This window comes from Thiohalocapsa sp. ML1 (genome assembly GCF_001469165.1).
GTDB lineage: Bacteria > Pseudomonadota > Gammaproteobacteria > Chromatiales > Chromatiaceae > Thiohalocapsa.
Genome location: NZ_JABX01000049.1, coordinates 13,973 through 34,983, shown reverse-complemented (window position 1 = coordinate 34,983; position 21,011 = coordinate 13,973). Strand labels below are relative to the sequence as shown.

The window sequence follows — 21,011 nt, the reverse complement described above, 5'->3', positions numbered from 1 at the left end:
CGCTAAAGCACCTTCGTCACCAGCTTCACGCTCGGATCGTTGCGATCCGTCTCGATGCGGAAGCCGAGTGACTTCATCAGCGCCAGCATGCGGGTGTTGGCGGTGAGTACCTCGCCCTCCATGATGCGCAGGCCCTTGGCGCGGGCGTTCTGCATCAGCGAGCGCATCAGCCGCGAGCCGATGCCGCGGCTGCGCACCTTGTCGGCGACGACGATGGCGAACTCGCAGGTGTCGCCGCCCGGCCTGGTCATGTAGCGGGCGACGCCTACCTGCAACTCGCTGCCGTCCTCAGCGATGACGCCGATGAGGGCCATCTCGCGGTCGTAGTCGATCTGCGTGAAGCGCACCAGCATCTCCGGCGACAGTTCCTTGATGGCCTGCATGAAGCGGAAGTACTTCGTCTGCTCCGACAACCCGCGGACGAACGCCTGCTCCATCTCGGCGTCCTCCGGGCGGATGGGCCGAATCGTCAGGTCCGTGCCGTCCGGCAGCGGCACGTGCTCGATCAGGTGCTGCGGATAGGGGTGGATCGACATGTGCCCGTATAGCGACTGCTGTGGCGGGCGGTAGTCCACGCGGATGCGCGCATCCACCGCGATGACCTCCAAGTCATTGCCGATCAGCGGATTGACCTCCATGCCGATGATCTCCGGCAGCTCGCAGACCATCTCGGACACCCGCTGCAGGATGCGCGCCAGCGCCTGGCGGTTCATCGGCGGTTTGTTGCTGTAGGCGCCCATGAGCCGGGCGACCCGCGTGTGCGCAATCATGGTCTGGATGATGAAGCTGTTCAGCGGCGGCAGCCCGAGCGCTCGGTCGAGCATCAGCTCCATGTCCGTGCCGCCGGCGCCGAAGCTGATGACGGGGCCGAACACCGGGTCCCGCGCCACGCCTACCATCAGCTCCCGGGCGGCCCGCGCCGGCACCATGTGCTCCACCGTCACGCCCTCGATGCGCGCCTCGGGCCGCAGCTTTGCGGCGCGGTCGGTGAGGTCGGTGTAGGCGCGGCGGATGGTCTGCGCATCATTCAGGCCGAGCCGCACGCCGTCCACGTCGGACTTGTGCTCCAAGTCCGGCGAGTTGATCTTCATGACCACCGGAAAGCCGAGCGCCTCCGCCGCCATCAGCGCCTCGTTGGGGCTGCGCGCGAGCACCGCCTGCGTGGTGGGGACGCGAAACGCGGACAGGATCGCCTTCGCCTCGATGGTGCCCAAGGTCTTGCGCCCCTCGGCCATGACGCTCTCGATGATGAGCCGCGCGCCTTCAACGTCCGGCGCGCTCTGCTGCGACAAGGGTCCGGGCGACTGCACCAGGAGCTTCTGGTTGCGATTGTGCTCGGCGAGGTAGGACATGGCATCGACGGCCACCTCCGGCGACTCGAAGTGCGGCACACCCGCCTCCGAGAACAGCCGGTGCGCCTCGGCGACGCTGGCCTGGCCCATCCAGCAGGTCAGCAAGGGCTTCTTCGTCTTCTTGGCGGCGGCGATGACCACCTCGGCGCTGGCGGTCGGGTCGCCGCAGTCCGCGACCGGCACCAGCAACACCAACACGCCGTCGACGTTCTCGTCCGCGATGCAGGCCTCCACGGCCGCTTGGTAGCGGTCCTCGCCGGCGTCGCCGATGACATCCACGGGGTTGTTGTGCGACCAGTGTTTCGGCAGCGCCGCCTCCAGCGCCGCACGGGTGGTGTCGCCGAGCTTAGCCAGCGTCAGCCCCCGCTCCACCGCCCGGTCCGCGGCCAGCACGCCGGGGCCGCCGCCGTTGGTGATGATGGCGATGCGGTTGCCCGTGAGCCGGCGCCCGGCGCCGAACACCTGCGCCGCGGCGAAGAGCTGCCAGAGTCGGCGCACCTGCACGGCGCCGGAGCGCTCCATCGCCGCCGAGAAGACCTCCGAGGAACCAACCCAGGCGCCCGTGTGCGACAGCGCCGCCCGCGAGCCCGCCGGATGCCGGCCCGCCTTCACGACCACCACGGGCTTCAAGCGCGCCGCCGCGCGCAGCCCGCTCATGAACCGCCGCGCATCGCGGATGCCCTCCACGTAGAGCAGGATGCTCTGCGTCTTCGGGTCCAGCGCCAGGTAGTCCAGGATATCGCCGAAGTCCACGTCCGCCGCGGCGCCAAGCGACACCACCGCGGAATAGCCGAGCCGCCGCGGGCCCGCCCAGTCCAGCATCGCGCTGCACACAGCGCCGGACTGCGACACCAGCGCGACGCGGCCGTCGCGCGCGAGCTCGGGGCCGAAGGCGGCATTGAGCCCATTGGACGGGCGCATGATGCCGAGGCAGTTCGGCCCCAGCACCCGGATGCGGTTGCGCCGCGCGGCCTCCACCATGCGCTCCTGCAGCACCAAGCCGCGCGCATCGTTCTCGGCGAAGCCCGCCGAGTGCACCACCGCCGCCCGCACGCCGAAGCCGCCGCACTGATCCAGTATCCCCGGCACCGTCTCCGCCGGCGTGGCGATGAGCGCCAAGTCCACGTGCTTGTCCAGCGCCGCCAGATGCGGCCAGCACGGGCGGCCCTGCACCTCCTGGTACTTCGGGTTGATCGCGTACGCCTGGCCCTTGAAGCCACCTGCAAGCAGGTTGCGGAACACGGTGGCACCGAGCGAATCCGCCTGCTCGCTGGCGCCGAATACGGCCACCGCGTCGGGCACGAACAACTGGTCGACATCAGACAGCCGCATCGGTGCTTGCCCTCCCGGGCAAAAAAGGCATTAAGCTTGTGACAAAACGGTTGCGCCCCGGGGAAGCGCTGCGGTATCGATTAGCGGCATGCGGCGCTTGAATCTCCGCTCGCGGCAAGCGGCAAGGGTCGACGCCGCCGTCGCTTGCCGTGATGATCAGCCGGCAGCATGTCCGCAGGCTCGCTGCCCGCGGGACCAAGCGCCGCAACCACGGCGGCCGACGCGCAGCGCGGCCGGTCAGGCAACACGACTCACCACGGGGCCCCTTGATGAATCTCGCCTTCATCTCCCACGACGACTGCCGACAGCACAAGATGGGCGCCCACCACGTGGAGGTGCCGGAGCGGCTGCACGCCATCGGCGACCGCATGATCGCCGCCGGGCTCGAAATGCTGGTCACGCATTATGACGCGCCGAAGGCGGCGCGCGAACAACTCTTGCGCGTGCACGACCCGAGCTACGTGGACATGCTCTGCGAGGCCGCGCCGAAGGCCGACGACGTGCTGGTCTGGGTGGACGGCGACACCGCCATGAACTGCTGCACGCTCGACGCGGCGCTGCGTGCAGCGGGCGGGACGGCCTACGCCGTGGACCTCGTCATGGGCGAGCGCCATCATGCGGCCTTCTGCGCGGTACGCCCGCCCGGCCACCATGCCGAGCGCAAGGCGGCCATGGGCTTCTGCTTCTTCAACAACGTCGCCGTCGGCGCCGCGCACGCCATGGCCGAGCACGGCATCGAGCGGGTCGCGATCATCGACTTCGACGTCCACCACGGCAACGGCACCGAGGACATCTTCGCCGACGACGAGCGCGTGCTCTTTTGCTCGAGCTTTCAGCACCCGTTTTATCCGGGCACCGGCGCCGACTGCAAGGCGCCAAACGTCATCAACATCCCGCTGCCGGCGCGCACCGACGGCGCCGCCTTCCGCGCCGCGGTGCAGGCGCGCTGGCTCGAGCGCCTCGACGCCTTCGCACCGCAGCTCGTGATGATCTCCGCCGGCTTCGACGGCCACGCCGAGGACGACATGGCGCACTTCAACCTGCGCGAGCCGGACTACGCCTGGATCACCAAGCAGTTGCACGAGCTCGCGGAGCGCCACGCCGGCGGGCGCATCGTCTCCTGCCTGGAGGGCGGCTACAACCTGTCCGCCCTCGGGCGCAGCGTCGCCGTGCACATCGACGAGCTGATCGGCCACGGCTGACGGCGAACAGCATCATGAACCGCTCGACTCCATCGGACAGCCCCGTGGCCCGCTTCCAACCCTGCCAAGGCAAAGACGCCTGCCGCGACAACGGCGAGCGCTGCGTCACCTGCGGCCGCTCGCTGGAGGAGATCGCCCGGCTGCGGGCGGCCATGGACGCCCTCGCCGGCATCGCCATGGACTTCGGCTACGACAACGTCGAGGAATACGCCGCCTACGTCGCCCGCAAGCTCTTCAAGACCGTCAACCACCGCCGCGAGCAGGCTTCCCAACCCTAGCGAGGCTTCGCCTCAGACCGACGCGTCGTTCTCATCGCAATCGCCGAGGGCCGAGGGCCGAGGGCCGAGGAGGGCTCCCTCGGCCCTCGGCCCTTATGCCCCTAGCGCCTTGTCGCCCTTGTCGCCATGAAACTTGACTGCAACTCGGGAATCGCCCGGCCGGAGAGCCGACCTCCAGCTCGGCTAGGGACTCGAACATCAGTGCATCCCGCTTTGTCGCCGTGTTGACCTGGAGGTCAACACTCCAGTCACACGCCAGTCACACGCCAGTCAAGGGGCTAGCGAGGCAGAGCCTCAGACCGACCAGGGCACGGCGCCTCGTCTTGCGCAGCCCGCTCGTCGGCGCATCGGGCCAAGGGCCAAGGGCCGAGGCGGGCTCCCTTGGCCCTCGGCCCTCGGCCCTTTTGCCTGCAAGCGCCTTGTCGTCGTGAAACTTGACTCATCTGCAAGCATTCGGCGCCGTCAAGCACTCTAGGGGCTTGAAACCAAGCGTTTCTCCATAAAGAGATACTGCACCGCCCGCCCGTCGCCCTCCCCGGCACCGAAGCCGAGCCCACGATAGAGCGCGGCGGCACCGGGATTGTCGTCGCGCACCTCCAGCGTCAGCTTGCAGTGGCCGCGCCGGCGCGCCTCGGCCGCCACGGCACCGAGCAAGCGCCGGCCGACGCCGCGGCGGCGCCAGGGCGCGAGCACGGCGAAGTCGTGAATGTTCGTGAGCGGCCCCCTGCGGCAGTGCGCGGAAGGTCGAGAAGCCCGTGAAACAGACCGCAGCACCAATGGGCTCGTCGCCCTCGAACGCGAGCAGTTGCCACGCACCCGGCACCTCCCGCAGCGCCGGGATCAGCCGCTCCCGCACCGCAGGCGAAAGCGGCCGGCCGGCGCCCATGGGGTCGGCCGCGTAGGCGTCGAGCACGGTTAGCAGCGCCCGCGCGTGGGTGGGGTCGTCGAGACGGGCCTCGACGATGTCGATGTGGTCGGTGTCCATTCGTGCTCCGTTGCGACAGAGGATCGGGCCGAGCGGCCGAGGTCAAGCCCGTGACCTTGCGACATCAATACTTGCAGCGCCCTTGCAGCGCCCTTACAGCGCCAAGGAAAAGCCGCGGAATCGATTGAGTCCCGGGGGCCGATCCCCGAGAATCCGGCGCGATCATCCTCAGGAGAAACCCCAAATGCCCACCCTGCTCCTCCGCCGGTTTGCGCTGGCGGCAACGCTGGTTTTGTTCTCGGCCTTCGCCCGGTCCGCCGAGATCCTCCTCTACGACGGCAAACAGAACAACCTGCCGCAGAACCAGCCCTGGCTCGTCTACATGGACGACTCCCTCTTGAACCCGCCTGCCCCGCCCCAGAACGTCGTGGCAGGAACCGGCGTCCGCATGAACACATCTGGAGCGGGCGCCGCGGGCTACTTCAACCACTGGTATTTCTTCAACTGGTTTCCGGTCAATTCAAGCTTTCCCGCGCTCAACCCCGCCGACGGGTTCAATCTCTCCTTCCAGCTCCAGATCCACGCCGAGAATCACTCAAGTCACAACCGCGCCGGCTTCAGCGTCATCCTGCTCGGCATGGACGTACTCGGCATCGAGCTCGGCTTCTGGGAGAACCGCATCTGGGCGCAGAGCGGCCCGAGCTTTACCCAAGCGGAATACGTCAAAGACTTCGATACGACGCCGAAGCTGATCGACTACGAGCTGCTGATTCTCAACAGCAAATACTTCCTGCTCGCGGACGGCATTGAGATCCTGACCGGGCTCACCCGCGACTACTCGCCCGCGAGTCCCTTGCCGGACCCGTACGATACGCCGAACATGCTCTACCTCGGCGACAACACGGGCAGCGCCCGCGCGGACTTCACACTCGGCAGCATCCTGCTCCGAACCGGTCCCTTCGACTTGCCCGCGCTGGTGCCCGCGCCGGCGCCTTATGCACTGCTGCTCCCGGCTGTGGCTTGGCTCGCCCGGCGGCGGACCCGATTGTCGGCTTGCCCAACGAGCGGTCCGTGCCAACCGCCGAGATCGCTCCAAGCCCGCCATCACACCCGCTCCGGACAAGGCACCCAACGAGGTTCCGATGCCTAATGCCGCAACGGCCATCGTCTGGTTCCGCCGCGATCTGCGGCTCGCCGACAACCCGGCGCTGGCCGCGGCACGCGCGCGCTGCGAGCGGGTCATCCCCGTCTACATCCACGCCCCGGACGAGGAGGCACCGTGGCAGCCCGGCGGCGCCTCGCGCTGGTGGCTGCACCATGCACTGACGGCGCTGGCCGACGGGCTGGCCGACGCCGGCTCCAGGCTCATCGTCGCCCGCGGTGACTCGCTTGAGTCACTGCGCGCGCTCATCGACGCCACCGGCGCCGCGGAATGCCACTGGAACCGCCTCTACGAGCCCGCCACTGTGGCCCGCGACACCCGGGTCAAGCAGGCCCTGCGCGCCGACGGCGTTCGATGCGAGAGCCACAACGCCGCCGCGCTGTTCGAGCCCTGGACGCTCAAGACCCAGGCAGGCGAGCCATATCGCGTGTTCAGCCCCTATTGGAAGCGCTGCGTGGAGCGGCTGGCCGAGGTGCCGACCCCAACGCCGGCCCCGCAAACGCTGCCGCCGGTGCCGCCCACGCTGGGCTCGCTCCCCATCGCGGACTTGGGCCTGTTGCCGCGCATCCGCTGGGACCAGGGCCTCGCGGACGCCTGGCGACCCGGAGCCGCGGGCGCCCAGGCGCGGCTCCTCGCCTTCCTCGCGGGGCGCGTGGCCGACTACACCGACGCCCGCGAGCGCCCCGCCGAGCCCGGCACCTCGGCCCTGTCGCCGCACCTGCACTGGGGCGAGATCGGCCCGCGGCAGGTGCTCGCCGCGGTACGCGAGGCCGCCGGCAGCGTTACGGACGGCGGCGCCGGGCACTTTCTGCGTGAGCTGGGCTGGCGCGAATTCAGCGTGCAGATGCTGTTTCACTTCCCGCACGCGCCGACGGAGCCGCTGAACCCGAAGTTTGCGGCTTTTCCCTGGCGGCAGGACGACGGCGCGCTGCTGCACGCCTGGCAGCGCGGTCAGACCGGCATCCCCATCGTCGACGCCGGCATGCGCGAGCTCTGGCACACCGGCTGGATGCACAACCGCGTACGCATGGTGGTCGCGTCCTTCCTGACCAAGAACCTGCGCCTGCCCTGGCAGGCGGGCGCGCGCTGGTTCTGGGACACGCTGGTGGACGCCGACCTCGCCAACAACACCCAGGGCTGGCAATGGGCCGCGGGCAGCGGCGCCGATGCCGCGCCCTACTTCCGCATCTTCAACCCGGTGCTGCAGGGCGAGCGCTTCGACGCCGAGGGCCACTACGTGCGCCGCTGGTGCCCGGAGCTGGCCGCGCTGCCGGACCGGCTGATCCACCAGCCCTGGAGCGCGAAGCCCATCCTGTTGGAACTGGTCGGCATCGCACACGGCCGCAACTACCCGGCACCCGTGGTGGACCTCAAGGCCTCGCGCGCCGAGGCGCTGGCGGCCTTCGAGCAGATCAAGCAGACGCGCTGACGCCGAGGGGGCTGCGCCGCAGCCCGCCAAGTGAAGGACGGGCGGTGTTGCGCACCCGCTCGTTGTCGCAAGTGAAGCAAGGGCCGGGAGCGGAGCCCTCCTCGGCCCTCGGCCCTCGGCCCTTCGCCATCTCGCCCGCTTGCCCCCGAGGCGCGTGTCGGAATAGTCGGCCCGCCCCGCTCATGCGTTGACACCGACCATCGTCCGCCACGGCTCCGCGGAGTAATCTGTCCGCCGAGTCAGCCGCCGCCCGAGCCGCCGCCGGCCGCCGCCGAAGCCCCTTGCCGTCACCCCCGAGACATGCTCATGGCCCAGATCCTGAAGGTTCCGCCGACGAAGAACACGCTGCTGTCGCTCAAGAAGCAGGTGAAGTTTCTCGAAGAGGGGCACGACCTGCTGGAGCGCAAGCGCGAGCTGCTGACCCGCCTCGTCTACGAGCGCATCGGCGAGTACCGACGCCTGCGCGAGGCGAGCCGCCAGGGGCTGGAGGAGGCCTACCGCTGCCTCGGCATCACGCATCTGCGCCTTGGCAGCCGCGGCCTGCACCAGGCGGCCCTCGGCGCCCAGCCGGCGCTGCGCGTCGACATCCTGCCGCGGCGCTCCCTCGGCGTCGAATACCCGGCCGTCACCGCCGAGCGCAAGCCCATCGAGCCCGTCGGCCTGCTCGGCAGCGATGCAAGCTTCGACAACACCCGCGAGCGCCTCGCCGACGCCGCCGTCGTGCTGGCCCGCCTAGGCGAGGTGGAGATCGCGCTGCACCGGCTGATGGAGGAGCAGCGCAAGGCACAAAAACGCGTCAACGCGCTCAAATACAACATCATCCCGCTGTACCGCCGAACCATTCACTTCATCCAGTCCGCGCTGGAAGAAGAAGAGCGCAATACGTTGTTCCAGGTGAAAGTGCTGCGCGAGCGGCAGCAACAGCGGGCGGCGGGCTGATCGCGGCCGGCACCCCTCCCAAACCCACTCAGCGGAGACCATTCGATGGACACAAGCTCGTTGAAGGGCCTTGAGTTCCTCATCATCGTCGGTGCAGTTGCCTGGTTCTACTTCTCGCAGATGTCGAAGCTCAAGCGGTTGAAGCAGGAGCGCGAAGCCAAGCACGAGCAAGCCGACGAGGGCGACACCGGCGGACAGGACAGCGCCGAGCGCTGAAAGCAGCCGGGGCAGCCCGCCCGCAAGGGCTTGATTGCAGCTTGCATTGCCGGCAACACGCCAGTCCCGATGAGCGCGGCGTCAACGCCCTGCCCAGACCGCTGCCACCACCATCGGAGGGCTCACGATGGAGCTGCGCACGCTCAAGTTCCTAGAATTCGCCGCCATCTTCGGCGCCATCGCCTGGTACTGGTTCTTGCAGAGGTCAGCGACCAGCCCGCCGACGGCGCCGGACAAGGCCAACGAGACGGCCGAGCCGAACGAACGATCTACCAGTCAAGGACGCCAATCCGCCGGCCTGAGAGGAGGTGGATCATCCAGGTGGGCAAGGAGAGCAACATCGGCGCGGGGCGACAGCGCGGGCGGCTCAGGACCGCGGCGGCTGAGTAGAACGCAGCAGCATGGTGAGGCTCGCCTGTCGGGCTTGACGCCGTTCGGCGCCATCGTCACCTATCACCATCGCTCCGGCAGCTTGCGCTCCAGCACGAAGCGCTTGCCCTCGCTTGAGATGTAACCGCCGGTTTTCAGGTCGCCCAGGATGCGGCTCACCATCTCCCGCGAGCAACCGACGCGGTCCGCGATGCCCTGCTGCGTCAGCGGGGCGGTGATTAGGCGGCCGACCTCGTCTTCTTCGGCATGCTCGGCGAGCAGCTTGGCGACGCGGCCGTAGACTGTCAGCAGCGCCATGTCGCTCGCGGTGTCGGTGAGGTCCGCCACCTGCCGGGCCAGATGGCAGATGAGCTGCAACGCCACTTCCGGATGGTGCGCGAGAAACTCCTTGAACACCGGCCCGGTGAGCACGAGCACCTCGCAGTCCGTCAGCGACATCACCGACGCGGTGCGGGGCGAGTCGCCGAGCAGCGCCAGCTCGCCGAAGTGGTCACCGGGGCCAAGCTCGCGCAACACCACCTCCTTGCCGGCGTCGTCGGCGATGTAGACCTTGGCGCGCCCGCTCGCGAGCACGTAAAGCGTGGAGGACTCGTCCCCCTTCTCGATGATGACGGTGCGCTTTTGGTAGTGCTTGCGCTTGGTGTGTTGTTGCAGCTCGTCCAGTGCTGCCGCGTCCAGGTTGGCGAACAGGGGCACGCGGTCCAGCATGGCATGGGGCCTCGGCACGGTGGGGGATTGGCTTGAACAGGCTAGCGGTGCCGACCCCGGCCGACAAGTGGTCATTCGCCTGCCTGTGCGACAGCCCACAGGATGTGCGGCCAGCGGCGCGGACACCGCTGCGCTAGAGGCAAGACCTGAGCTCGCGGACCGTGACCCCGCCGGCCGCACGATCGTCGGAGCCCGCCGCGGTTCCAAGGTGTTAGGATCCTGGTAACCGCAGATTTCTAAAGCCTTTGCCGATGCACACCGATCCGTTGCTGTATCGCCTGTTTCAAGAGCGCCCGGCGACTCTGTTTTAGTTGGCCGGGCTTTGAGTTGGCCGGGCTGCCACCGCCGCAGGTGGCCTACGGGCTCGCGTCCATCGAGGTCAAGCAGACGGCGTTTCGTCTCGACGGCGTGCTCGCACCGGTGATCAACCGGCCGAATCTGCCGGTCATCTGCAGCGAAAACCAGTTCCAGCGCCGTAAGGGCTTCTACGGTCGCTGGTTTGCGTCGATCTTCTTGTTCCTCTACCGTCACCGCATCCATCAACCTTGGGTCGCCGTCGTGGTCTATCCGGAGCCGGCGCTCGATGTCGGCCCTGGCGCCAGCCACCTCCCGTTGGAGCAAGCCGGACTGCTGCGGAGGGTCTACCTGATCGATCTGATCGGCCGTCCGGGGCTCGGCACCGGCGCGCGGCTGGCCCGGCTGATCGTGCTCGATGAGGCCGCCGCCGCGCGCGAGGCTAGGGACTTGGCCGCGGAGTCGCTCCCGTCCGCCGAGCGGCTGGTCGTACTGGACCTGCTGGAGACCATCCTGGTCTATAAGTTTCCCACCCTGTCCCGCGAGGAGGTCGTCAGAATGCTGCACCTGCCACAGACTGACTTGAAGCAGACTCGGTTCTATCAAGAAGTGTTCGACGAAGGCCGCGAGGAAGGCCGCGAGGAAGGCCGCAAGGCAGCCGAGATCGACATGTTGCTCAAACTGCTCGTCCGCCGTGTCGGCGAGCCGACCGCCGAGCAGCGCGAGCGGCTGGGCAGCCTGTCCAGCGAGCAGCGTGGTGCCCTTGCCGAGGCGGTGCTCGACGCCGCCGAGCCGGTCGAGCTGGATACCTGGCTGGCCGTGCATGGGGGGCAGACCGGGTCGCATTGAGCGCTGCGTTTGGCGCCTGAGCTCCGCAGTATCTAACCCTCCGTCGCACCCCGGACTCCCCGCCATCCTCAAGACGCGGGGCCTGTGCGACCCCCCAAGTATCGTGGGCATTCTGCGCAAGCGGCCTCGCGCCGAGTCCGCGCCGTCACTACCGCGACATCCGTTTACGGCCGTTCGCTATACTGGCGGTCGTTGTCCATTGCAGCCCCATCGACCACCGCGAGCCCCCGCCATGCTGGAGAAGACCTACGACCCCCATCGCCTCGAAGCCGAGTGCTACCAGCGCTGGGAGCGCGCCGGCTGGTTCGCACCGCGGCTGAACGGCGATGGCCCGGCCTACTGCATCATGATCCCGCCGCCCAACGTGACGGGCAGCCTGCACATGGGCCACGGCTTCAACAACACGCTCATGGACGCGCTGATCCGCTACCACCGCATGTGCGGCGACAAAACGCTCTGGCAGCCAGGCACGGACCACGCCGGCATCGCCACGCAGATGGTCGTGGAGCGCCAATTGGAGGCCGCGGGCAAGACCCGCCACGACTTGGGGCGCGACGCCTTCATCGATCGCGTCTGGACCTGGAAGGCCGAGTCCGGCGGCACCATCACGCGCCAGCTTCGGCGGCTGGGCTCCTCGCTGGACTGGCAGCACGAGCGCTTCACGATGGACGCGGGCCTGTCCGCCGCGGTGCAGGAGGTCTTCGTGCGGCTGTTCGAGGAGGGCCTGATCTACCGCGGCAAGCGGCTGGTCAACTGGGACCCGGTGCTGCACACCGCCGTGTCGGACCTGGAGGTGATGTCCGAGGAAGAAGCCGGCCACATGTGGGACATGCGCTACCCGCTCACCAACGGCACCGGCAGCCTCACCGTCTCCACCACGCGCCCCGAGACCATGCTCGGCGACTGCGCCGTCGCCGTGAACCCGGAGGACCCGCGCTACAAGCACCTGATCGGCGAGCTGGTGGAGCTGCCGCTCACCGGCCGGCGCATTCCGATCATCGCCGACGAGCACGCCGACCCCGAATTCGGAACCGGCTGCGTCAAGATCACGCCGGCGCACGACTTCAACGACCATGCGGTGTGGCTGCGGCATCGGGACGAGAACCAGATCAGCGAGCAGCCCCACGGCGGGCTCATCAACATCTTCACGCCGGATGCGGCCGTGCGCGCCAACGAGCCGGACGAGGACGGGCTCCTCCCCGCCGCCTACGTCGGCCTCGACCGCTATGAGGCCCGCAAGCGCATCGTGGCGGACCTCGAAGCCCTTGGGCTGCTCGCCGGCATCAAGGACCACAAGCTCATGGTCCCGCGCGGCGACCGCTCCAACGCGGTCATCGAGCCCTATCTCACGGATCAGTGGTACGTGAAGATCGGCCCGCTCGCCGAGCCCGCCATCGAGGCGGTGGAGACGGGCCGCATCCGCTTCGTGCCGGACAACTGGAAGAACACCTACTTCGAGTGGATGCGCAACATCCAGGACTGGTGCATCAGCCGCCAGATCTGGTGGGGCCATCGCATCCCGGCCTGGTACGACGACCAGGGCAACATCTACGTCGGCCGCTCGGAACAAGAGGTCCGCGACCAGCACGGCCTACCCGCGGACTTTCCGCTGGAGCAGGACCCGGACGTGCTCGACACCTGGTTCAGCTCCGCGCTCTGGCCCTTTTCAACCCTGGGCTGGCCGGAAGACACCGACCGGCTGCGCGCCTTCTACCCGACCTCGGTGCTCATCACCGGCTTCGACATCATCTTCTTCTGGGTCGCCCGGATGATCATGATGGGGCTCAAGTTCATGGGGGACGTACCCTTTCGAGACGTCTACATCCATGGCCTGGTGCGCGACGCCCAGGGCAACAAGATGTCCAAATCGAAGGGCAACGTGCTTGACCCCATCGATCTCATCGACGGCATTGAGCTGGAGCCCCTGGTCGAGAAGCGCACGCGCGGCATGATGCAGCCGCAGCTCGCCGAGAAGATCGCCAAGCAAACGCGCAAGGAGTTCCCGGACGGCATCCCCGCCTTCGGCACCGATGCGCTGCGCTTCACCTTCGCGGCGCTCGCCACCACCGGGCGCGACATCAAGTTCGATCTCGGCCGCATCGAGGGCTATCGCAACTTCTGCAACAAGCTCTGGAACGCCTCGCGCTACGTGCTGATGAACGTCACCGTGGGAGCGGCTTCAGCCGCGACGCCCGTGGGAGCGGCTTCAGCCGCGACGACTGCCCGCGACGATGCCGGCACAAACATCGACCTCTCCGCCGCCGACCGCTGGATCACCGCCGAGCTGCACCGCACCATCGCCGCGGTGCGCACGGCCCTCGACGGCTATCGCTTCGACCTCGCCGCCCAGGCCATCTACGAATTCACCTGGAACCAGTTCTGCGACTGGTACCTGGAGCTGGCCAAGCCGGTGCTCACCGGCGCGCACGCGAGCGACGCCGCCAAGCGCGGCACCCGCCAAACCCTGGTGCAGACGCTGGAGACCCTGCTGCGGCTCGCGCACCCCTTCATGCCCTTCATCACCGAGGAGATCTGGCAGAAGGTGGCGCCGCTCGCCGGCGTGACCGGCGACACCATCATGCTCGCGCCCTACCCCGTCGCCGACCCCGGCACCGCGGACCCGGACGCCGTCGCCGAGATGCAATGGGTGCAGCAGTTCATCCTCGGCGTGCGCCGCATCAAGGGCGAGATGAACATCCCGCCCGGCAAGCCCCTGCCCGTGCTGATCGCGAACGCGAGCGCGCAGGACCGCCAGTGGATCGACCTCGCCCGGCCCTACCTCGACTTCCTCGCCCGCACCGAATCCATCACCGTGCTCGACGACGAGGCCGCCGCCCCCGAGTCCGCCATGGCCCTCGTCGGCGACATGAAGCTCCTGATCCCGATGGCCGGCCTCATCGACAAGGACGCCGAGCTTAAGCGGCTGGAGAAGGAGATCACGCGCCTGCGCGCCGACATCGCCCGCATCGAGGGCAAGCTCGGCAACCCCAGCTTCGTCGACAAGGCCCCCGCCGCGGTGGTCGCCAAGGAGCGCGAGCGCCTCGCGGACCAAGGCGCCGCGCTGGCCCAGCTCGTCGCGCAGCAGACCAAGATCGCGAGCCTGTGACCCTCCCCCGGGTACGCCGACTTCAGTCGGCTCCCGCCTCGTTCCCACGCTCCAGCGTGGGAGTGTGTCGCCGGCGCTCCAGCGCCGCGTGTCCCCGGTGCCGTCGCCAACGCAGCGCGCTCGGGGCGCTGGAGCGTCCGCCTTTGCTCCCACGCTGGAGCGTGGGAGCCAGTCGCGATGAAGCATTTGTTGGAACTACGAAGTACACGAAACACGCGAAAGGGGACCGTCTCCTGACCGGCTTCGGCGCTTTCGCGCTTTTCGCGTGTTTCGTAGTTGCTTTCGTCGGTCCTAGGCGCAGCATCGCCACGCGGTGCTGGATTGCGCGACGACGCCCCAAGGTCTGTCGCCATCCTTATCCATCACGAGGCATCGCCATGGATCTGCAACACATCTCCGGCGTGGCCCGCCCGCTGGACCCGGGCTACCCGAGCAACCGCTGGATCGGCAGCGGCACGCTGGCCGTGCTCGCGCTCGCCTGGCTGGGGCGCGGCGCGGTTACGGGACACTGGCTCGCCGCCGCCGGCTGGGCCGTGGTCGGCGCCGTGGCGGTCTTCCTGGCCTGGGCGCTCGCGCGTGAGCTGGACCCGGATGCCGAAGGCGCCGCGTTCACGGCGGCTGGCATCATGGCCGCGGCGCTGCTCGCGGCCGGCGCGAGCGGCGCCGCGCTGCCGGACCTGGCCGCGCTGTTCGTGCTGTTGCTTGCCACGCGCGTGCTGAACCGGACCTCCGGCCTGGGCGCGAGCGTCGCCGACGGCATCGGCCTGCTCGCGCTCGGGCTCTGGCTGACCACACAGGGCCAACCCCTGTACCTCGTCGCCGGTGCCGCTGCCCTGCTGCTCGATGGGCTTTTGCCGCCGCGTGCGCGCCGTCGGCTCATGGTCGGCGGCGCGGCCCTGGCGGTGGCGGCGGTCATCGCCGCCGCTGCGCCGCAGCCCTTCGCCCCCGCGGTGGCGCATCCGCTCGCGCCGACCTGGCTGCCGCTGCTCGCCGCGCTGGCCGCCGCCTTGCTGCTGCTGCCGTCGGCGCGCGCCGCCGGCCGAATGCAGAGCACGGGCGACGCGACGGGCGCACCGCTGCGCCCGGCCAGGGTCCGCGCCGGTCAGGGGCTGGCACTGGCGACGGGTCTCATCGCCGTGCTGCTGCAAGGCGCCGCCGGGCTCTTCGCGCTGCTGCCCCTATGGGCGGCGAGCGCCGGCGTCGGCGGCAGCCGGCTCGCGGCGGGGCGGAGCCGCCGCTGAGGCGAGTACCGCCCGGCGCGGCGCCGGCGCCTTGCCCCGCGCCCGCCCCGCGCGCGGGCGCAAGCACCGGGCGGCGATGGGCTAACATGCCTTCCTAGGTTCAACCCGAGGAGCGAGCCATGCAGGCATTTCAGCGCATCACCTTCGACCCGCAGGTCATGGGCGGCCAGGCGTGCATCCGCGGCATGCGCATCACCGCCGCCCGGATCATACGGCTCATCGCCAACGGCATGACCCGAGAAGAGATCGCCGCCGAGTATCCGGATCTGGAGCCGGAAGACATCCAAGCAGCACTGTCCTACGCGGCGTGGCTGGCATCCGACCATGTCCACGAGGATCGCGCCGCGTGAGGTTTCTCGCGGATATGAACATGTCGCCGTTGACCGTCGAGTGGCTGCGGTCTCGGGGGCATCATGCCACCCACGTGCGCGAACAAGATCTCCAACGCGCAAGCGACGACTTCATTCTGGACAAGGCTCGATCCGAGCAGAGCATATTGTTGACGATGGATCTCGATTTCGGCTACCTGATGGCGGCCAGCCGAGAGCAGATGCCCAGCGTCATCCTGTTCCGGCTCGTCAGGGACACCTCGGACGCTGTGAACGAGCGCCTATCGGCGGTGCTTGGCCTCGACGACATTGACTGGGCGGCCGGCGTCTTCGTCACCGTGTCGGATGCAACGATTCGGGTTCGTCAGCTGCCGCTGCGCATCGCCACGCCGGCGAACCGGTAAACCGCAACCCCCACGTCCGCTTCCGTGCCTTCCTGATCCCTCGGATTCCGGCCGCGGCCGGGTCCTCGCTCCGTTGCCCACAGCATGCACCGCGCTCGTCACCTCCTCCCCCTGCGCCTGCTCACCGCGCCGGTGTCCGCCCGCTGGCTGGCCGCGCTGCTGTGGCTGCTCGGGCTCGGGCTGGGCTGGCTCGCGTTCCGCGTTGGTCTCGGCCTCAGCGGCCCCGGCGCGCTGCTGTTCTGGCTCGCGGCCATCGCCGCCGGGCTGCTGCTCGCGCTGCGCGTGGAGCCGCTGCTGGACGAGGCGGCGCCGGCGCCGGCGCCGCCCGAGCCACCCGCCCCGCCCCGGCCGCCGCCGCTGTTCGAGACCATCGCCATCCCCGCCGGCGGCTTCCGCATGGGCTCGGAGCCGGCGAGCGCCGAGCAGGTGCGCCGCTATGCCAGGGAATGGGCGCCTATACTCGGCGGCAAGCCGGAGGAACGCGAGCGGCAAGTCCGCGACTGGCTGGCCCTCGAGCAGCCCGTGCACGCGGTCCAGGTCTCCGCCTTCCGCATGGCCCGCACCCCCATCACCCGCGGCCAATGGCTGGCAGTCATGCCGAGCGCGCCGGACGAATGGGCGGCCGACGGCAAGGATGCCAAGCTGCCTGCTACGCACATCGACTGGCCCACCGCGCTCGCCTTCTGCAACGCCCTGTCGGCGCGCGACGGTCTGCAACCCTGCTACCGCCAAGCCGCCGGCGGCGACTGGCACTGGGACCGCGCCGCCGACGGCTGGCGCCTACCCACCGAGGCGGAGTGGGAATACGCCTGCCGCGCCGGCACCGCCACCCTGATCGAGGGCGTGCGCGGCTGGCTGGCCGGGCGCCGACTGGTTCTGGGGCAGCAACCTGGCCCATGCCAAGCGCTACGCCTGGTACCGCAGCAATGCCAAGGGCCGGCTGCAACCGTCGCCGCTTCAGTATCTGCACCAGATCGGGCAGCTCGACCTGCTGCCCCGGCTGGTCGGACGGATCATCGTACCCACGGCCGTCGCAGCCGAGCTTGCAGGCAGAGGGTGAGCGCCAGGGGATCGACGTGCCCGCGCCGGAAGCCTTGCCTTGGGCGGATGTGCGCGCTCCGTCGATGGAGCTGGTGACTCCGTGGGTTGCGAATCTTGGTCCCGGGGAGACGGCGGTGTTGTTGCTCGCTCTGGAGTGCGCCGATCCCGTCGTGATCCTCGATGGCGCGCTGGGTCGGCGGCAAGCCGAGGCCTTGGGTATCCCGCTGACCGGGACGCTTGGCATCCTGCTGGACGCCAAGCGGCGCGGGTTGGTGTCGTCGGTGACACCCCTCATCGACGCCCTGCAACGGCGGGGCTTTCGGTTGAGCGCGAACACTCGCAGCGCGATCTTGAGCAAGGCCGGCGAGGTGTAAAGGTCGCCTGCAAGCGTGATGCGGCGGCGTGCGTTTGGTGTCGCGTCGTGGCTCTTGCGCCCGGGCGGGTCGGTCGGCGGCGGCGAGATCACGCTCGGCGGGGGCGCGGCGCCAGCCCGACAGCCACGCGACGCTGGAGCGCCGGCCCTTGCTCCCACGCTGGAGCGTGGGAGCCAGGCAGAGGTTCGTCGGCCGCCGCTCCGGCGCTGGAGAGATGGGGAGCCGGGCCGGAGAGCCGACCTCCCGGTCGGCTCCGCTCGCGGCGCTTCACTGCACCCCGCGCTGTCGCCGTGTTGACCTGGAGGTCAACACTCCAGTCAACGCCGCTGCGCCGCGGTCGGAAGACAAAGGGTCAAGAGGACAAGGGGTCAAGGCTGGCGGGCGCCGGAACGAACACAACGCAGGCCCAGGAGGTCGACCCGGCTCACGGGCCTGTCGACGACCCGGAGCGCGGAGCGCAGGAGCGCTGCTCGACCTCCCCGCCAAAGACCTCCACGTATTCCCGGGCGTAGGTGTCGATGTGCTCGTCCTCGCTCGCCGACGAGCCCATGGAAAAGCTCCCCCCGCAAACCCGCACACAGGTGATGCCGCGGGCGTCGGTCTGCATCTCGGGGCCGCCGACGGCCCATGATCCTGCCCTCGCCCATCGGTCACTCCCGTCCGTCGAAACCGCCGAGATGGATACCGCGCCGACGCGCAAGCGGCGCGCGCCGCCGGCACGGGCGGCCGATTGTCCGCAACGTGCCGTGACCGGCGCAAGCGCGCAGGCCGTCGCCGGCCTGCACAGCGCCCGCTCAGTTCTCCGCCGGCCCAGCGGCCATGAACATGAACGCGCGCGAGTCGCGCTTGCCGGTGTGGGCGTCGCGGGTCTCGATGGTGAACCCCTTGGCGCCATTCACCTCATAGACCTGGAATACCGGGGCCTGCTGGCTGTTGCTGACGCAACTGCCGGTGATGGCGGGCTGCCCGGTGAAGGTGCCGGGCTTGAAGACGATGTCGTAGAAGCCGGGCTGGGACTCCTCGGACACGGTGAAGTCACCGGAACCGGACTCGACCTCGCCGTCCTCGTTGCAGTAACCCCAGACGATCTTGGTGGCCATGGATGCAGGTACCTCTTTGCATGGATGTTGCTCGTCGCTGACGGCCGCGCCGCCGGCCACGCCATGCTAACGCCGCGGGCCGCCCGCTCGGGCGGGCTTAGCTGCACCAGATCAACTCCGGGCCGCTTAGCGGCCGGCGAAATGCACGGTTGTTGACCGTGACCGCGTGCGCGGCTCTGCACGGCCCGCGCGTGAGTAGCGGGCGGATGCTTTGCCTGCGGCGCGGGTGGTCATGGCATGCCGGCGCGCGCCGGTGCGGCGTTGCGGCGCTCGCCCGCGGGCGCCCGGCCGGCACCGACCGAGTCCCGCAAGCCCGCGGCCTTGAGCAAGCCGCCGGGCGCGCCCCCCCGACAACGGGCGCCAAGCCTCGCGGCCGGCACATCAACACCTCGGCTCGACCGGCCGCCATGCTGCGGCGGCGACGGCCGGGTATCATGCGCGCGGACGCTGGAACCAGAGCCGTTGCCGCATGAACCGGATCAAGAGCACCCTCAGCAGTTGCTGCAGCAGCAGTTGCCGCAGCCGGTGGACGCATCGGCGCGCGGGCGTCAGTCGCGGTCGCGCACGCCGGACGCGGTGCGCGTCGGCCGGCCACAGTCGGGCACCGGCGAGCGCCGCATGAGCACCGGCGACGTCCACGGCCGGCTCGCGCGGCTCGACGCCTGGCTCCAGCTCGTGCGCGTGCCGACGCTGTTCACGGCCTGGTCCAACGTCATCGCCGCGCATCTCATCGCCACCCTCGGCAGCCCGCATTGGCGGCTCTTGGCGCTGCAGCTCGCCATCGCCACCTGCCTGTATTGGGCGAGCATGATCTTGAACGATTGCTTCGATCTGGGGCGCGACCGCGTGGCGCACCCGGAGCGCCCGCTGCCGTCGGGGCGCATCGCCCCGCGCGCGGCCTGGGCGGCGGGCTTCGGCCTGCTCGCCGCCGGGGTCGTGCTCGGCCTGCTCGCGGGGCCGGGGCCGTTCGTGCTGACGCTGCTGCTCGCGGCCGTGATCCTGGCCTACGTCGGCGGCATCAAGCACCGCGGGCCGGGACCGCTGCTGCTGGCGCTGGCCCGCTGGCTCAACTGGCTGCTGGGCTTGAGCGCCGGGCTGGTGCTGATCCCGGAGCTGCTGCTGGCGCTGCCCGTGCTGCTTTACACGCTGGCCTTCGCCGTACTGCACCGGGCCGGTACCGCGCCGAGTAGCCGTGGCGTGCGCCGTGCCGTGGTGGTGCTGGGGCTCGCACTCGCTGCGGCGCTGGCGCTCTATCCGCTCGGCATCCTCACCGACCCCTACGCGGTGGCGCTCACGGCCTTGGGCGGCGCACTGCTGCTGCGGCGGCTGCTGCGCCTGAAGCAAGACCCGACCCGTGCCCGCGTGCGCGCGAGCGTCGCCTTTATGCTGCTCTGCAGCATTGCCTTGGACGCGCTGCTCCTGGCCGGGGACGGCCAGCGCCTGGCGGCCGCGCTGCTGCTGACGCTGCTGGTGCCGGTGTGGCTGCTCGGCTATCGCGTGCCGCCCACCTAAGCGCCCGTATCCGATCCGCGTGATCCGATCCACGGGCGGCTCGAAATCACGCCCCTCCGCTACCAACTCCCACCCCGACTCGACACGATGCCAAGGACACCCATGACCGACACAGCACCGAACATCGACGCCTCCGAGATCCACAAGTTCGAGGCCATCGCCTCGCGCTGGTGGGACCCTGCGAGCGAATTCAAGGCCCTGCACGACATCAATCCGCTGCGTTTGGGCTACCTGCAGAGCCATGTCAAGCTCGCCGGCAAGCGAGTCGTCGATGTCGGCTGCGGCGGCGGCATCCTCGCCGAGTCCATGGCCACGGCCGGCGCCGAGGTGCTCGGCATCGACATGGGCGAGGAGCCGTTGCGGGTCGCCGAGCTGCACACGCTGGAGACGGGCGTCGCGGTCGAGTATCGGCAGATCACCGCCGAGGCACTGGCCGACGAGATGCCGGGCGCCTTCGACGTCGTCACCTGCATGGAGATGCTGGAGCACGTGCCGGACCCGGGCTCCGTCGTCGCCGCCTGCGCGCGGCTGGTGCGGCCGGGCGGACACGTGTTCTTCTCGACGCTGAACCGCAACCCCAAGAGCTATCTCTTCGCCATCGTCGGCGCCGAGTACATGCTGAGCCTGCTGCCCCGCGGCACCCACGACTACGGCCGCTTCATCCGCCCGGCGGAGCTGGACCGCTGGGTGCGGGCGACGGAGCTGCGCACGACCGAGCTGACCGGGCTGTCGTACAACCCGCTGACGCGAACCTATCGGCTCGCACCGGACGACATCTCGGTCAACTACCTGGCCGCGTGTCGCCGGCCCGCCCACGGCTGAGGCACA

General features: G+C 69.4%; 20 protein-coding genes. 15 read left to right on the top strand and 5 right to left on the bottom strand.

Annotation, left to right across the window (positions count from 1 at the left end):
* Positions 1-2 precede the first annotated feature (2 nt).
* Entirely contained in the window at positions 3-2,684 is a 2,682-nt protein-coding gene (locus ML01_RS22610; protein WP_058557658.1) for a bifunctional acetate--CoA ligase family protein/GNAT family N-acetyltransferase, read from the bottom strand.
* A 269-nt stretch (positions 2,685-2,953) separates the two neighbouring features.
* Here ML01_RS22610 and ML01_RS22605 point away from each other — a divergent pair, with 269 nt between their 5' ends.
* Entirely contained in the window at positions 2,954-3,886 is a 933-nt protein-coding gene (locus tag ML01_RS22605; RefSeq protein ID WP_058557657.1) for a histone deacetylase family protein, read from the top strand.
* Between the two features lie 44 nt (positions 3,887-3,930).
* Positions 3,931-4,164: a hypothetical protein gene (locus ML01_RS22600; RefSeq protein ID WP_058557656.1), complete on the top strand. Its 234-nt coding sequence runs from the start codon at positions 3,931-3,933 to the stop codon at positions 4,162-4,164.
* Positions 4,165-4,635: 471 nt separating this feature from the next.
* Here ML01_RS22600 and ML01_RS27855 read toward each other — a convergent pair whose 3' ends face one another.
* Entirely contained in the window at positions 4,636-4,938 is a 303-nt protein-coding gene (locus ML01_RS27855; RefSeq protein ID WP_162268087.1) for a GNAT family N-acetyltransferase, read from the bottom strand.
* A 395-nt stretch (positions 4,939-5,333) separates the two neighbouring features.
* Here ML01_RS27855 and ML01_RS22590 point away from each other — a divergent pair, with 395 nt between their 5' ends.
* The 4 genes from ML01_RS22590 to ML01_RS29215 all read left to right on the top strand — a co-directional run bounded on the left by ML01_RS22590 (position 5,334) and on the right by ML01_RS29215 (position 8,835).
* Positions 5,334-6,239, top strand: coding sequence for a hypothetical protein (locus ML01_RS22590; protein WP_058557654.1), 906 nt, complete (start codon positions 5,334-5,336; stop codon positions 6,237-6,239).
* Entirely contained in the window at positions 6,232-7,680 is a 1,449-nt protein-coding gene (locus ML01_RS22585; protein WP_058557653.1) for a deoxyribodipyrimidine photo-lyase, read from the top strand. Before ML01_RS22590 ends, ML01_RS22585 begins: the two co-directional genes overlap by 8 nt.
* A gap of 306 nt (positions 7,681-7,986) precedes the next feature.
* Entirely contained in the window at positions 7,987-8,619 is a 633-nt protein-coding gene (locus tag ML01_RS22580) for a V-type ATP synthase subunit D (protein WP_058557665.1), read from the top strand.
* A 45-nt stretch (positions 8,620-8,664) separates the two neighbouring features.
* The gene (locus ML01_RS29215) at positions 8,665-8,835 is read left to right on the top strand and encodes a hypothetical protein (protein WP_156427923.1); all 171 of its coding nucleotides are present in this window, start codon (positions 8,665-8,667) and stop codon (positions 8,833-8,835) included.
* A 453-nt stretch (positions 8,836-9,288) separates the two neighbouring features.
* Here ML01_RS29215 and ML01_RS22575 read toward each other — a convergent pair whose 3' ends face one another.
* Positions 9,289-9,951 (bottom strand): Crp/Fnr family transcriptional regulator, encoded by a 663-nt coding sequence (locus tag ML01_RS22575; protein WP_162268086.1) that lies wholly within the window; start codon positions 9,949-9,951, stop codon positions 9,289-9,291.
* Between the two features lie 309 nt (positions 9,952-10,260).
* Between ML01_RS22575 and ML01_RS22570 the strand changes: the two genes are divergently transcribed.
* The 7 genes from ML01_RS22570 (at position 10,261) to ML01_RS29765 (ending at position 17,571) form a co-directional block, all read left to right on the top strand.
* Positions 10,261-11,076: a DUF2887 domain-containing protein gene (locus ML01_RS22570; RefSeq protein ID WP_058557651.1), complete on the top strand. Its 816-nt coding sequence runs from the start codon at positions 10,261-10,263 to the stop codon at positions 11,074-11,076.
* Between the two features lie 232 nt (positions 11,077-11,308).
* The gene (locus tag ML01_RS22565) at positions 11,309-14,182 is read left to right on the top strand and encodes a valine--tRNA ligase (protein WP_058557650.1); all 2,874 of its coding nucleotides are present in this window, start codon (positions 11,309-11,311) and stop codon (positions 14,180-14,182) included.
* 377 nt (positions 14,183-14,559) lie between these two features.
* Complete coding sequence (locus tag ML01_RS22560) at positions 14,560-15,423, top strand: hypothetical protein (RefSeq protein ID WP_058557649.1); 864 nt, start codon at positions 14,560-14,562, stop codon at positions 15,421-15,423.
* Between the two features lie 119 nt (positions 15,424-15,542).
* Positions 15,543-15,773 carry a DUF433 domain-containing protein gene (locus tag ML01_RS22555; protein ID WP_058557648.1) on the top strand — a complete coding sequence of 77 codons (231 nt, stop codon included), beginning with the start codon at positions 15,543-15,545 and terminating at the stop codon, positions 15,771-15,773.
* Entirely contained in the window at positions 15,731-16,156 is a 426-nt protein-coding gene (locus ML01_RS22550; RefSeq protein WP_371258236.1) for a DUF5615 family PIN-like protein, read from the top strand. The genes ML01_RS22555 and ML01_RS22550 overlap by 43 nt, the downstream gene beginning before the upstream one ends.
* An 84-nt stretch (positions 16,157-16,240) precedes the next feature.
* Positions 16,241-17,293, top strand: coding sequence for a formylglycine-generating enzyme family protein (locus ML01_RS22545; RefSeq protein ID WP_058557646.1), 1,053 nt, complete (start codon positions 16,241-16,243; stop codon positions 17,291-17,293).
* 38 nt (positions 17,294-17,331) lie between these two features.
* Entirely contained in the window at positions 17,332-17,571 is a 240-nt protein-coding gene (locus ML01_RS29765) for a DUF3368 domain-containing protein (protein WP_162268085.1), read from the top strand.
* Between the two features lie 424 nt (positions 17,572-17,995).
* Here ML01_RS29765 and ML01_RS22535 read toward each other — a convergent pair whose 3' ends face one another.
* Together ML01_RS22535 and ML01_RS22530 are read right to left on the bottom strand one after the other, a co-directional pair.
* Positions 17,996-18,178, bottom strand: coding sequence for a hypothetical protein (locus ML01_RS22535; RefSeq protein WP_058557644.1), 183 nt, complete (start codon positions 18,176-18,178; stop codon positions 17,996-17,998).
* Positions 18,179-18,365: 187 nt separating this feature from the next.
* Positions 18,366-18,671 (bottom strand): hypothetical protein, encoded by a 306-nt coding sequence (locus ML01_RS22530; RefSeq protein WP_058557643.1) that lies wholly within the window; start codon positions 18,669-18,671, stop codon positions 18,366-18,368.
* Positions 18,672-19,133: 462 nt separating this feature from the next.
* On the opposite strand from ML01_RS22530, the gene ML01_RS22525 reads away from it, so the two are divergent.
* Entirely contained in the window at positions 19,134-20,183 is a 1,050-nt protein-coding gene (locus ML01_RS22525; protein WP_058557642.1) for a UbiA family prenyltransferase, read from the top strand.
* A 102-nt stretch (positions 20,184-20,285) separates the two neighbouring features.
* Positions 20,286-21,005: a bifunctional 2-polyprenyl-6-hydroxyphenol methylase/3-demethylubiquinol 3-O-methyltransferase UbiG gene (gene ubiG / locus ML01_RS22520; RefSeq protein WP_058557641.1), complete on the top strand. Its 720-nt coding sequence runs from the start codon at positions 20,286-20,288 to the stop codon at positions 21,003-21,005.
* The last annotated feature ends 6 nt before the right edge of the window (positions 21,006-21,011 follow it).